This is a genomic window from Croceibacterium atlanticum (genome assembly GCF_001008165.2).
GTDB lineage: Bacteria > Pseudomonadota > Alphaproteobacteria > Sphingomonadales > Sphingomonadaceae > Croceibacterium_C > Croceibacterium_C atlanticum.
The window spans coordinates 2,456,434-2,469,660 of sequence record NZ_CP011452.2; the positions used below are offsets into that span (position 1 = coordinate 2,456,434).

Below are 13,227 nucleotides of genomic sequence, written 5' to 3' on the forward strand. Positions count from 1 at the left end.
GCCGTGATGCGCCGCGTGCCGGCCCCTGCCCAAGCGGTTCCGCCCGACCGCGCGCGGCGCATGCGCTATACGGCAACCGGCTTGCTGGTCGCCATGGCGGGCACCTTCCTGCTGGCTCATCACTATCAGGGCCTGCATCCGGCCTGGGGCTTCGTGCTGGCCTTTTCCGAAGCGGCCATGGTCGGCGGTCTGGCAGACTGGTTCGCGGTGACGGCGCTGTTCCGCCGTCCGCTGGGTCTGCCTATCCCCCATACGGCGATCATTCCGGAAAAGAAGGATCGCATCGCCGACCAGATGGCGGATTTCCTGCGCGACAATTTCCTCACCCCCTCGGTGGTCGCGCGGCGCATGCGTGACAGCAATATCGCCCTGGCGGCGGGCAATTTCCTGCTGCAGCCGCGCGCGACGGGCGAAGGGCGGATTCGCGCGGGGGCCGCCGAACTGGTGGCCGAATTGCTGGAATCGCTCGATCCCGAAAGGCTTGGCGATCAGGTCCGCTCCGGCCTGGCGCGCCAGTTGGAAAAGCTCGATATCGCGCCGCTGCTCGGCAATATGCTCTCCGCCGCAATGGCTGATGGCAAGCACCGCCCGCTGATGGATTCCATGATCCGCTGGGCGGGGCTGGCGCTGGAAGACAATGAAGAAATGGTGCGGAAAATGATCCATGACCGCGCCAATGCACTGCTGCGCTGGACGGGACTGGACGAACGGCTCGCCAATTCGGTGCTCGATGGCCTCTATCGCCTGTTGGCTGAAGTGCTGGTTGATCCGAACCATCCCCTGCGCGGCAAGGTGGAGGAAGGGCTGCGAAAACTGGCCGATGATCTCGTCAACGATCCCGAAACCCGCGCCAGGGTGGAAGCGACCAAGAAGGATCTGCTCAACAATCCGGCGCTTGCAGACTGGTGGATGAATGTCTGGGAAAAGTTGCGCCACGCGCTGATCGACATGATGCGCGATCCCGACAGCGCATTGCCGGGGCAGCTGGGCGGCAGCCTGGCGGAGCTGGGCCGTTCCCTGCGGGAAGACAAGGCGCTGCAAACGCAGGTCAACCGTTTCGCCCGGCGGACGGCTGTGGGCATGGTCACCCGCTATGGTGACCAGATCGTGCAGCTGGTTTCGGAAACCGTGCGCCGCTGGGATGCGCGGACGGTCACGGCGCGGATCGAAGGGGCGGTGGGCCGCGACCTGCAATTCATCCGGATCAACGGCACGCTGGTTGGCGGCCTTGTCGGCGTGACGATCCACACGCTGGCCACCATATTGTGATCGCCCCGATGCAGCTGCAGACTGAGCGACTGGAACTGCGTCTCCCTGTTGCTGACGACATTGCGGCGATGCATGCGATTGTCTCGCACGAACAGACATCCCGTTTCCTCGGCCGTGCATCCGACCCGGCCCTGCATTTCGAACGCATGGCGCGTAATGCGGGAAGCTGGCTGCTCTATGGTTATGGCAGCTTCATGGTCCGCCTGCGCGGGCGGGAGGAGTTGATCGGAAATTGCGGCATCTTCCATAGCTGGCGCGGCGTGGGGGACGATTTTGACGATAATCCCGAAGCCGGCTGGATCCTTGGCCACGAATATGGCGGGATGGGTTATGCGGGCGAGGCCATGCGCGCGGTGTTTGAATGGTTTGAGCAGACGCATGGCCCGCACCGGGTGGTCTGCATGATTGCGCCGGAGAATCGGCCATCCTTGCGCCTGGCGGAAAAACTCGGCTTCACCCCTATGCGAGAAGGCGCCTTGCCCGATGGGGAGGCGGTCATTTTGCTGGACCGGGCGGCCGGTTCAGCGAATCGGCCGCCCGAACAGGTCTAGCTGCCGCCCGGGCCCGGCATCAGCAGGAACGGGCTGGCGATCCAGTAGCTGTCTATCGCTTCGCCCGCCGCGTCGAGAGCTGGGGTGAAGCTCGCCCTTTCCATCAGGGCGTCGCAGATTTTCCGGTTTGTCGATTCGTCCAGCATGGCCCAGTGGATGTGGCAGGCAGCGGGCTTCCCGGACTTGTCCACCATCAGCCGCACCTGGTTGTGCCCGCCGCCCAGTTTCGGAAAATCGCCGAAGCCGATCGTGCCGCCGGGTAGCCAGTCAGCCGTCTTTGAGGCCGGGGAAACGGGGCGGCTCAGTGTCTTGTGCGCTTCGGCGTCGAGGCCCCAATAGGCAACAAGTTCGTCCGTGCAGGTCTGCAAGGCGCCGATGGCGTCAGCCAGCGGGCCGGTTTCGATCCGCACCGGCCTGATCACGCCGCTTTGCAGTTCCAGCCCGGTAATGGATCTGGCTGCGTCCTTCTCCTCTTCGCGGGAATAGGAAGGCGGCGGGCCGGCCTGGCTGCCCGGCTCCGGCTGGGCCATATCAGCCAGCATGGTGGGCCCGAGATTGAGATATTGCTGCCCGTCGCCCGTTTCGGAACGAAGCGCAATTGCCGAACGCTCTGCCCCGTCCGGTAGAAAGCTGAATCCGAGCTTTTCGGCACCGCGATAAAGCCTGATTCCGTCACTGATGAGGATGAGGCGGAAAATGGGCCCGGGCTGGATCCGATCCATGCCCAGGCTCAATGTCTCATCACCGTTGCTGAATGTCCGGGCGAGCCGGCAATAATCCTCACCATAATCCATGGCCCACGGGCCTGAACTTTCGTAAACGTCCACATCCTGCGCATGTGCCGGCATCGCCGCTGTTGCGGATATGCCGGCCATGGCCAGCCAGGCCCCGAAATGTTTCATTGATCCCTCCCTGTCGTTTTCAGACAGGCTAGGTCAATCAGGCGGGCAGGGGCAAGGGGCCGCCATGCGCGGCCCGGCAGTTCAGATTTTCTGCGTCAGTTCCGGCACCGCATCGAACAGATCCGCCACCAGGCCGATATCGGCGACCTGGAAGATCGGTGCGTCTTCATCCTTGTTGATGGCGACGATGGTCTTGGAATCCTTCATCCCGGCCAGGTGCTGGATCGCCCCGGAAATGCCGATCGCGATGTAAAGCTCCGGCGCGACGATCTTGCCGGTCTGCCCGACCTGATAATCGTTGGAGATATAGCCCGCATCCACTGCCGCGCGGCTTGCGCCCACCGCGGCGCCCAGCTTGTCGGCCAGCGGCACGATCAACTGATCGAAAGTTTCCGCATCCTTCAGTGCGCGTCCGCCGGATACGACAATGCCCGCGCTGGTCAGGTCCGGGCGTTCGCTGGCGGACGCTTCCAACCCGACAAAGGATGACAGACCGGCATCGCCCGATCCTGAAACTTCCTCCACCGGGGCCGATCCGCCTTGTGCTTCCGCCTTGCCGAAGGCCGTGCCGCGCACGGTGATGACCAGCTTTTCATCGCTGCTTTCGACCGTGGCGATGGCGTTGCCGGCATAGATCGGGCGGGTGAAGGTCTTCGGGCCCACGATGCCGGTAATGTCGGAAATCTGCATGACATCGAGCAGGGCCGCAACGCGCGGGGCGATGTTCTTGCCGGTGGTGGTCGCCGGGGCGAGCAGGGCGTCATAGCCATCCATCAGCCCGGCCAGCAGCGGAGCGACATTTTCCGCAAGCTGATGGGCATAGGCGGCATCGGCGGCCAGCAGCACCTTTTCAACCCCGGCGATCTTCGCCGCCGCATCGGCTGCGTCTTTTGCATCCGTGCCTTCGCCCGCCACCAGCAGGTGGACCGTGCCCAATTCTGCCGCAGCGGTGACGGTGGCAAGAGTGGCGTCCTTCACGGCGCCGGCTTCATGTTCGACCAATACGAGAACGTTCATGCCACCACTCCCAATGTCTTCAGCTTGGCGATCAGTTCGTCGACCGAACCGACTTTCTCCCCGGCTTCGCGGACGGGCGGTTCCTCAACCTTCAGCGTGGTCAGGCGCGGCGCGATGTCCACTCCGAAATCGGCCGGGGTCTTCGTGTCCAGCGGCTTCTTCTTCGCCTTCATGATATTCGGCAGGGAGGCATAGCGCGGTTCGTTCAGGCGCAGATCGGTGGTGATGATGGCCGGCAAGGACAGCTTGACCGTTTCCAGCCCGCCATCGACTTCGCGCGTGACCGAAACCTTGTCGCCTTCGATTTCGACCTTGCTGGCGAAGGTGCCCTGCGGCTGCCCGGTCAGGGCGGCGAGCATCTGGCCGGTCTGGTTGCAATCGTCGTCGATCGCCTGCTTACCCATCAGCACGATGCCCGGCTGTTCTTCGCCCATGATCGCCTTCAGGATCTTGGCGACCGCCAGCGGTTCCACCGTTTCATCCGTTTCGACCAGAATTGCGCGGTCGGCCCCCATGGCCAGTGCAGTGCGCAGCGTTTCCTGCGCCTTTGCCGGGCCGACAGACACTGCGACAACTTCTTCAGCCTTGCCCGCTTCCTTGAGCCGGATCGCCTCTTCCACGGCAATCTCGTCAAACGGGTTCATGCTCATCTTCACATTCGCCAGATCGACGCCGCTGCCATCGGGTTTGACGCGCGGGCGGACATTGTAATCGATCACCCGCTTGACGGGCACGAGGATCTTCATGGGTGGGGGCCCCTCCTGGGCATTGATTATGACTGTAACAATGTTGCGCCTGCATTCGCGTTCCGGCGGGACACAGTCAAGAGTATCGCCGCCGCGCATATGGCAAGCGGGTGGATGGTATCAGGCTATTCGAAGGAGGCGGGTGCCATCCGCATTGTCGCCCACTTCGCCGAGTTTCTGATCCGTGCAGGTCCATCCGCTGGAGCAGGAAATTCGCCGCGCTGGAAGCTGCTGCCTGGCCGCTATCGCCAATGCGGCTGATCGGGACCAGGAATGCGCTGCCATCCATGACAAGGGGAAGGGCGGCCCGATACGCACGGCAATGCCCCGCGGCCAAACCCAGCGTATCTGGCAGGACTGGCTGACCTTTCCCGATTCGGCGCCGCCCATCCCGCCCGCACCGAAGGCGAGCGGTCGGGCGGCGCCGCGAATCGGGCGTTAAACGGTCAGGCGGCTTCCTTCACCTGGCTGACGATCTTCCTCGCGGCATCGCCCAGATCGTCTGCCGGAACGATCGGCAGGCCGGAATTGGCGAGGATTTCCTTGCCCTTTTCGACATTGGTGCCTTCCAGGCGCACGACCAGCGGCACGGAAAGATTCACTTCCTTGGCAGCCGCGACAATACCATCGGCAATGATGTCGCACTTCATGATGCCGCCGAAAATGTTGACCAGAATGCCTTCCACCGCCGGGTCCGACAGGATGATCTTGAAGGCGGCCGTCACCTTTTCCGTGGTGGCGCCGCCGCCAACATCCAGGAAGTTAGCCGGGAAGGCGCCGTTCAGCTTGATGATGTCCATCGTCGCCATGGCAAGGCCTGCGCCATTGACCATGCAGCCGATATTCCCGTCCAGCTTGATATAGGCGAGGTCATATTTGCTCGCCTCGACCTCCATCGGGTCTTCTTCCGTCTCGTCGCGCATCGCTTCGACGTCGGGATGGCGATAGAGAGCATTGGAATCGAAGCTCATCTTGGTGTCGAGCACCAGCAGCTCGCCGCCTTCGGTTTCCACCAGCGGGTTGATTTCCAGCATCGCGCAGTCAAGCGCGAGGAATGCGTCATAAAGCTGCTTTGCCAGCTTCTGCGCCGCCTTGGCCAGCTGGCCTTCAAGCTTCAGCGCGAAAGCCACGGCGCGGCCGTGATGCGGCATGAAGCCGGTCGCCGGGTCAATCGTGACCGTGGTGATCTTTTCCGGCGTTTCATGGGCGACGGTTTCGATATCCATGCCGCCTTCGGTGGAAACGATCATCGCGATCCGGCCCGTGGCGCGGTCCACCAGCATGGAAAGATAGTATTCCTTGGCGATATCCACGCCGTCAGTGACATACAGGCGGTTGACCTGCTTGCCGGCTTCGCCCGTCTGCACGGTCACCAGCGTGTTGCCGAGCATTTCCCTGGCGTCGGATTCGACATCCCCGATCGATTTGGCGAGGCGCACACCGCCCTTCGCATCGGGGCCGAGTTCCTTGAACTTGCCCTTGCCGCGGCCGCCGGCATGGATCTGCGCCTTCACGACATAGAGCGGTCCGGGCAGCTTCTTCGCGGCTTCCACGGCTTCTTCCACCGTCAATGCGGGATAGCCGGTCGGCACGCCGATGCCGAACTTCGAGAGCAGTTCCTTCGCCTGGTATTCGTGGATATTCATATCGGAGATGCCTTCAGGGAATCTGGGGTGGGCTTTGTGCAGGTGCTAAAGCAAATGCGCGCCTCGCTTGCAAACGCTTAGCGGTGACGGCAACTGGCGGGCGATGATCGACTTTGCACGACTGGAAGAAATCTGCCGCGAAGCGGGGCAGATGGCGATGCGCCGTTGGCCGGGTGCGGGTCATTCGCTGGAAAGCTGGGACAAATTGCCCGGAAACCCCGTTAGCGTGGCCGATCTGGAAGTGGACAGCTTCCTGAAACGGGAACTCGGCAGCCTGCTGCCATCGGCCGGGTGGCTGTCGGAAGAGACGGTGGATGCGCCTGCGCGGCTGGACCGCGGCCTGATCTGGCTGGTGGATCCGATTGACGGGACGCGCGATTTCATTCGCGGACGCACGGGCTGGGCCGTTTCTGTCGCGCTGATCAGTGCGGGGCGGCCACTGATCGGTCTGCTCGTCGCCCCGACCCGGGCCGAAACCTGGCGCGGCATTTCGGGGCAGGGCGCCTGGTTGAACGATAAACCAATTGGCGCCAGCACTCGCCGGCAACTGGCCGGCGCGCGGGTTCCGGCCGATTCGCTGCCACGAGAGGACCAGGATCTGGTGCTGGTGGAAAAACCCAATTCCATTGCGCTGCGCGTGGCGATGGTGGCCAATGATTCGGCCGATCTCGTGGCCACTCTGCGCTGGGGGTATGAATGGGATATCGCAGCGGCGGCGCTGATTGCGCGGGAAGCGGGGGCCAGCGTTAGCGACGCATTCGGCCGCCCGCTGAATTATAACAAGCGCGATCCACGCGCTTTCGGCCTGCTGGCCTGCGCGCCGGGTATCCATCGCGCAGCAGTGGACCGGCTGGCTGATCGTGCCGCGCGTTATTCCGCAGGAAAAAATGACGGCCTGACATGAAGGGGGCCGGTCCGGACGACCGGCCCCCTTTTCTTTACCATTGGCGGCGCAGGCCGCGCCGCACCCGGTCAATAGGCCTGGTTGACATCCTGCTCCGTGATCGGAGTGATGCGAATTTCCACGCGCCGGTTCTGGGCGCGGCCTTCCGGCGTGGTATTGTCTGCCACCGGATATTGCTCGCCATAGCCGACCGTCTCGATCCGTGCGCGCGAGACACCGCGCGAGACGAGATAATTGGCCACGGATTCGGCCCGCCGCCGCGAAAGGTCGAGATTATAGCTGTCCGACCCGGTCGAATCGGTGTGGCCCATCACGTCGATCAGGCTGTTGGGATATGTGATCATGCTCTGTGCGACGTCGTCCAGCGTGGCGCGGAAGCTCGGGCTGATGGCCGTGCTGTCCACCGCGAAGGTCACATCGGGCAGATTGACCAGAATCCCGTCGCCGCCGGGCGTTTCCGTCACATCCACGCCGGTACCGGCGGTGGATTCCTTCAGTTCGCGGATCTGTTCGTCCATGCGGTAGCCGGCATAGCCGCCAGCCGCCGCGCCAATGCCCGCGCCCACGATCCGCGCGGTCTTGCCGCCGATCAGGCCGCCCAGCAGATAGCCGAGCCCTGCACCGCCAACCCCGCCGATGGCGGTGCGCGATACCTTGCGTTCGCCGGTATTCGGATCCGTGACGCAGGCCGACAGGCCGAGCAGGGACACCGCGGCGAGACTGGAGACGATAATGCGGGATTTCTTCATTTTAACGTGCATCCTCATGTTTCGAACCTTCGGGCGCATATGTCTCGCTGGGCGATGGACAACGCCGCCTGAACGTGCTGTGGAAAACGCCCAAGCGGCATCCCTGTTCCAACAGTATCCACAGCATCTTCGCCCAAGCGCCGTCATCTGCTAGCCGTAACAGCCCCATGTCACCATTTCCCTGGTTCGATCTTGCCATTCTGATCGGTCTGATACTGATCAACGGCGTCTTTGCCATGTCAGAACTGGCAATTGTTTCCGCGCGTACCGCGCATCTGCAAATGGCTGCGGACAAGGGCAGTGCCGCTGCCGCGGCGGCGCTGTCGCTTGCCGCTGATCCCGGCAAGTTCCTCTCCACGGTCCAGATCGGCATCACGCTGGTCGGCATTATTGCCGGTGCCTTTTCCGGCGCCACGCTGGGCGAACCCGTGGGGCAGCGCCTGGCTCTTCTGGGCGTGCCACCGGATATAGCGGGCGAAGCGGGCTTCGTGCTCGTCATCGGGCTGACCACCTATGCCAGCCTGGTGATTGGCGAACTGGTGCCGAAACAGCTGGCGCTGCGCGCTGCCGTGCCCATCGCCATGCTGATGGCGCTGCCGATGATGTGGCTGGCGCGTATCGGCGCGCCCTTCGTCTGGCTGCTCGATACTTCCTCCGGCATTGTCATGCGCCTGTTCCGCATACGTAGCGGAGGGGAAGCCCGGCTGACGGCGGAAGAACTGCAGATGATCTTTGCCGAAGCCACCCATTCCGGTGTGATCGAGGAAGAGGAACGGGCCATGCTTTCGGGCATCATGCGCCTTGCCGAACGGCCGGTGCGCGAATTGATGACCCCCCGTACGGAGCTGGACTGGCTCGACGTGAACGCGGATGATGCCGAACTGCGCCGCATCATCGCCGAAACGCCGCATTCGCGCCTGCCCGTGGGCGAAGGATCGTCCGACCGGATGCTGGGCGTGGTCAAGGTGCGCGACGTGCTGGCGCTGCTGCTGGCCGGTCAGCCGGTGCAATTGCAGGATCTGGTGCGCAAGACGGAAGTCATCCCCGATCAGCTGGACGCGATCGACGCGCTGCGCACATTGCAGCAATCGGGCACCGGCATGGCCATGGTGCATGACGAATACGGCCATCTGGAAGGTATCGTCACACCGGCGGACCTGTTGACCGCCATCGTGGGCGGCTTCGCCAGCCACCAGGATGAAGGGGATGAACCTGAACTGGTCGAACGCGCTGACGGGTCGCTGCTGGTGGCGGGGGCGATGCCGGCCGATGTGCTGGCGGAAAAGCTCTCGCTGGAAATGCCCGGCGATCGCGAATTCGCGACTGCGGCGGGCTATGTCCTGTTCATGCTGAAACGTCTGCCGCAGGAAGGCGAATTCTTCGAAGACCAGGGCTGGCGTATCGAAGTGGTGGACATGGACGGCCGCAAGATCGACAAATTGCTGGCGAGCCGCAGCGAAACCGCCGAGACCTGACCTCTCGCGGCCAGGTCCGCATTACTTCTCGAAATTGAAATGACTGGCCGCGCCAGCCCGCTCAGCTCGGGATGACGGCGCGCGCGTCCTGCCCGTCACCCTCGGGCGCGGCGATGATGGTGCGGGTCGCATTGCCCTTGTCCACGGTGAAGGTTTCCGTGTCGCCAACGGAAGAGCGGATGCCCGGTTCGGGATCGCCAGCCTGGCGAAGTGCGCTGATTTCCGTGGCGCTGCGCTGCGGGGCCTGATCGCCGAACATCGCTTCCAGCGCCTGTTGCGCGGCGGTTCCTTCGGTCGGGCGCGGGGCGCCCGGTGCCGGCGGTTCCAGATCGAATTCGGGCGGGATCACCAGCGGGGCCTGACGCTGCACGGCGAATTCGTCCGGCCGTTCGCGGTTCATGATTCCGCCGGTGCCGCATGCGGCCAGCATGGCCGAAGCGCCGGCAAGAAGGATGATCGTGGTGGCTTTGCGCATCAAATAATCTCCGCGGGTTCGTCCGCCAGTGGGCGCCCGGATCTTCGCTCTGTGGGTGTCACCGTTTCTCGCGGATGAACAGAGCGCGGGCAAGAATAATCACGACGCCGATTGTAATGGCGGCATCGGCAATGTTGAACACCAGGAAGGGACGAAACCCGCCAATGTGGAAATCGGCATAATCCACGACATAACCGTAATTATAACGGTCCAGGATATTGCCCAGCGCGCCGCCCAGAACCAGCGCCAGCGCGGATACGTCCCACAATTTGCGTTCCCGAAGCATCCAGACGAACACGACCAGCGCGATGGTGGCGGTGATCCCCACCAGCATCCAGCGCATTTCCACCGAATTCGCTTCAAACATGCCCAGCGAAACGCCGTAATTGCGGGTGAAGGTCAGGTTGAAGAAGGGCAGCAGGTAGATCTGGCCCTTTTCCATCAATTGCCACGGGCCCAGCACCAGCATCTTCACCCACTGATCCAGCAGGAAGATGGTTGCGGCCAGGACCAGCCCGACGATCCGGTTGCGCCAGGCGCCGTTCACGCAGCGGCATCCATGGTGGAAACCACCTCGTCACAGCGATTGCACAGGGCGCCGTCTTCCGTGACTTCGGGCAGCAGGCGCCAGCAACGGCCGCATTTGTGGTCTTCACTCTTGGCGACGCTGACCGTTTCTCCATCGCCGCGCGACACCGCGCCGCTGATGAACAATTCCGCCAGATCCGCGTCGGAGAAGCCTTCCGGCACGGCATTGGCGGGGACAGTCACCTTTGCTTCCAGCCCGGAACGGACGATCTTTTCCCGCCGCAGCGGTTCGATCGCTTCCATCACGTCTTCCCGCAATTCGCGCAATTGCGCCCAGCGTTCCATATTCGCTTCGGCAGCGGGGATTTCCGGCCATTCCAGCAGATGGACGCTGCCGTCATCGGGATAGCGGGTGGTCCAGATTTCCTCCGCCGTGAACACCAGCACCGGCGCGGCGTAGCGGACCAGCGCGTGGAAGATGATGTCCTGCACCGTGCGATAGGAACGGCGGGCCAGATCGTCCGCGCCATCGCAATAGAGCCTGTCCTTGCGGATATCGAAGAAGAAGGCCGACAAATCCTCGTTGCAGAAATCCACCAGCGCGCGGGTATAATCGTTGAAGTCGAAATCATCGACCGCGCGGCGCATTTGCGCATCCAGCTCGCCCAGACGGGCCAGCATGTAGCGTTCCAGTTCCGGCATCTGCGAAACGTCGTGCACGCGTTCCGCCTCGTCAAAACCGGCAAGGCCGCCCAGCATGTATCGGAAGGTGTTGCGCAGCTTGCGATACTGGTCCGCCACGCCCTTCAGGATTTCCGGGCCGATCCGGTGGTCTTCGGTGTAATCGACCGAAAGCGCCCACAGGCGGATGATGTCCGCGCCGTAATCGCGCATCACGTCCAGCGGGCTGACCGTGTTGCCCTTGCTCTTGGACATTTTCTCGCCCTTGGCATCCATGGTGAAGCCGTGGGTCAGGACTGCCTTGTAAGGCGCGCGGCCGCGCGTGGCGCAGCTTTCCAGCAGGCTGGACTGGAACCAGCCGCGATGCTGGTCGCTGCCTTCCAGATAGAGATCGGCCGGCCATTGCAGCGCCGGCCAGCGCCCGCTTTCCAGTACGAAGGCATGGGTCGATCCGCTGTCGAACCACACGTCGAGGATGTCGGTCACCCGCTCGTAATCCTCGGCATTGTAGTCATTGCCCAGCAGGGCCTGCGCATTGGTGTCGCTCCACGCATCGACGCCCTGTTCCTTCACCGCCGCGACGATGCGGGCATTGACCTGTTCGTCCACCAGATATTCGCCCGTGGCGCGGTTGACGAACAGGGTGATCGGCACGCCCCAGGCACGCTGGCGGGAAAGCACCCAGTCGGGCCGGCCTTCGACCATGCTGCCGATGCGGTTGCGGCCCTTTTCCGGCACGAAGCGCGTCTGGCCCAATGCCTCCATCGCCAGCTTGCGCAGGGTCGGGCTCGGTTCCTGCGATCCGCCTTCGCCTTCCCAGCGCTGTTCTGCAGGCGTGTCGGCATGTTCAAGGATGCCTTCCTTGTCCATCGGCACGAACCATTGCGGCGTGCAGCGGAAGATGATCTTCGCCTTGGACCGCCAGCTATGCGGATAGGAATGCTGGTAATCGGCCGATGCGCTCAGCAATGCGCCCACTTCGCGCAGATCGGAACAGATCGGCCCGTCCGGCGCGTTGAATTTGGGATTGATGACAGATCCGGAGCGTTCATCCGTGCGCGGCAGCCACAGCCAGTCCTCGCGGTAACGGCCATCGCCATCGACCACGAATTTCGGATTGATTCCGTTCGCCTTGCACAGTTCGAAATCGTCTTCGCCATGATCGGGCGCCATGTGGACGAGGCCGGTGCCGCTATCGGTCGTGACGAAATTGCCAGGCAGCAGCGGACGCGGCTCGGCAAAGAAGCCGCCGAGATGGTGCATCGGGTGACGGGCCTTGGTTCCGGCCAGGTCGGAGCCTTTGATGATCTTGCCTCGCTTTAGGAGCAAGGTGCCGCCGGTTTTGAAGTTGTTCTGAAAGCGTTCCTGCACCGCATCAATAAGGTTTGACGCAAGTAGCAATTGCTTCCCGCCGAACTTTCTGAACAGCTCGTCAACGCCGGGTTGGTTGCTGCCTCCGCCATCGATGATGCACAGCTGATACTCAACATCCGGCCCATAGGCCAAAGCCTGGTTCACCGGGATCGTCCACGGAGTCGTAGTCCAGATCACCGCATAGGCGCCGACCAGTTCCTCGATCGGACTCTCGGTGATCTCGAACGCCACGTCGATCTGGGTCGAGGTGATGTCCTCATACTCGACCTCGGCCTCGGCCAGCGCCGTTTTCTCAACAGGCGACCACATCACCGGCTTGGCGCCGCGATAGAGCTGGCCGCTTTCCGCGAATTTCAGCAGCTCGTTGACGATGGTCGCCTCGCTCTCGAACTGCATGGTGAGATAGGGATTGTCCCAATCCCCCAGCCCGCCGAGCCGTTTCAGCTGGTCGCGCTGCACATCCACCCATTTGGCGGCATAGGCGCGGCATTCGGCGCGGAATTCCTCCGCCGGGACCTCGTCCTTGTTCAGCTTCTTCTTGCGATACTGCTCTTCGACCTTCCATTCGATGGGCAGGCCGTGGCAGTCCCAGCCGGGAACATAGGGAGCATCCTTGCCCAGCAGCGTCTGCGTGCGCACCACCATGTCCTTCAGCACATGGTTCAGCGCATGGCCGATATGCATGTCCCCATTGGCGTAGGGCGGGCCGTCATGCAGGATGAATTTTTCGCGCCCGGCGCGGCTTTCACGCACCTGGGCATAGAGGTCATCCTCCTGCCAGCGCGCCAGAATATTCGGCTCCTTCTGGGGGAGGCCGGCTTTCATGGGGAAGTCCGTCTTCGGCAGGAAAACGGTGTCTCTGTAGTCGCGCTGTTCGCTCATAGCGGCCGGGCCTTAGCGGTGGGGAGCG

The 13,227-nt window shown here is 62.9% G+C and carries 12 protein-coding genes; 4 read left to right on the top strand and 8 right to left on the bottom strand.

All coding sequences use genetic code 11. From position 1 onward, the window contains the following. Window positions 1-60 precede the first annotated feature (60 nt). Complete coding sequence (locus tag WYH_RS11615) at window positions 61-1,269, top strand: DUF445 domain-containing protein (RefSeq protein WP_046905115.1); 1,209 nt, start codon at window positions 61-63, stop codon at window positions 1,267-1,269. A gap of 8 nt (window positions 1,270-1,277) precedes the next feature. Beyond that, window positions 1,278-1,820, top strand: a complete 543-nt coding sequence (locus WYH_RS11620) for a GNAT family N-acetyltransferase (RefSeq protein WP_046905116.1) — start codon at window positions 1,278-1,280, stop codon at window positions 1,818-1,820. Here the strand turns inward: WYH_RS11620 and WYH_RS11625 are convergent. From WYH_RS11625 to sucC, 4 genes are all read right to left on the bottom strand, one after another. Next, on the bottom strand, window positions 1,817-2,722 hold the full coding sequence (locus tag WYH_RS11625; protein ID WP_046903964.1) for a hypothetical protein: 906 nt from the start codon (window positions 2,720-2,722) through the stop codon (window positions 1,817-1,819). The genes WYH_RS11620 and WYH_RS11625 overlap by 4 nt on opposite strands. Window positions 2,723-2,803: 81 nt before the next feature. Beyond that, a complete protein-coding gene (locus WYH_RS11630) occupies window positions 2,804-3,739 on the bottom strand; it encodes an electron transfer flavoprotein subunit alpha/FixB family protein (protein ID WP_046903965.1) in 936 nt (311 codons plus the stop codon). Then, the gene (locus WYH_RS11635; protein ID WP_046903966.1) at window positions 3,736-4,485 is read right to left on the bottom strand and encodes an electron transfer flavoprotein subunit beta/FixA family protein; all 750 of its coding nucleotides are present in this window, start codon (window positions 4,483-4,485) and stop codon (window positions 3,736-3,738) included. Before WYH_RS11635 ends, WYH_RS11630 begins: the two co-directional genes overlap by 4 nt. A 446-nt stretch (window positions 4,486-4,931) precedes the next feature. Beyond that, window positions 4,932-6,131, bottom strand: a complete 1,200-nt coding sequence (gene sucC, locus WYH_RS11645) for an ADP-forming succinate--CoA ligase subunit beta (protein WP_046903968.1) — start codon at window positions 6,129-6,131, stop codon at window positions 4,932-4,934. Between the two features lie 103 nt (window positions 6,132-6,234). Between sucC and WYH_RS11650 the strand changes: the two genes are divergently transcribed. After that, a complete protein-coding gene (locus tag WYH_RS11650) occupies window positions 6,235-7,035 on the top strand; it encodes a 3'(2'),5'-bisphosphate nucleotidase CysQ (RefSeq protein WP_046903969.1) in 801 nt (266 codons plus the stop codon). 68 nt (window positions 7,036-7,103) lie between these two features. Here the strand turns inward: WYH_RS11650 and WYH_RS11655 are convergent, their stop codons facing one another. Then, complete coding sequence (locus WYH_RS11655; protein WP_046903970.1) at window positions 7,104-7,784, bottom strand: YiaD family glycine zipper/OmpA-like lipoprotein; 681 nt, start codon at window positions 7,782-7,784, stop codon at window positions 7,104-7,106. Between the two features lie 167 nt (window positions 7,785-7,951). On the opposite strand from WYH_RS11655, the gene WYH_RS11660 reads away from it, so the two are divergent. After that, a complete protein-coding gene (locus tag WYH_RS11660; RefSeq protein WP_046903971.1) occupies window positions 7,952-9,259 on the top strand; it encodes a hemolysin family protein in 1,308 nt (435 codons plus the stop codon). 61 nt (window positions 9,260-9,320) lie between these two features. Here the strand turns inward: WYH_RS11660 and WYH_RS11665 are convergent, their stop codons facing one another. Genes WYH_RS11665 through ileS form a run of 3 tightly spaced genes read right to left on the bottom strand, consistent with a single transcriptional unit; the run spans window position 9,321 to window position 13,199 of the window. Continuing rightward, on the bottom strand, window positions 9,321-9,734 hold the full coding sequence (locus tag WYH_RS11665) for a DUF3035 domain-containing protein (protein WP_046903972.1): 414 nt from the start codon (window positions 9,732-9,734) through the stop codon (window positions 9,321-9,323). A gap of 58 nt (window positions 9,735-9,792) precedes the next feature. Then, the gene (gene lspA, locus WYH_RS11670; RefSeq protein WP_046903973.1) at window positions 9,793-10,281 is read right to left on the bottom strand and encodes a signal peptidase II; all 489 of its coding nucleotides are present in this window, start codon (window positions 10,279-10,281) and stop codon (window positions 9,793-9,795) included. Further along, window positions 10,278-13,199, bottom strand: a complete 2,922-nt coding sequence (ileS, locus tag WYH_RS11675; RefSeq protein ID WP_046903974.1) for an isoleucine--tRNA ligase — start codon at window positions 13,197-13,199, stop codon at window positions 10,278-10,280. The genes lspA and ileS overlap by 4 nt, the downstream gene beginning before the upstream one ends. Window positions 13,200-13,227 lie beyond the last annotated feature (28 nt).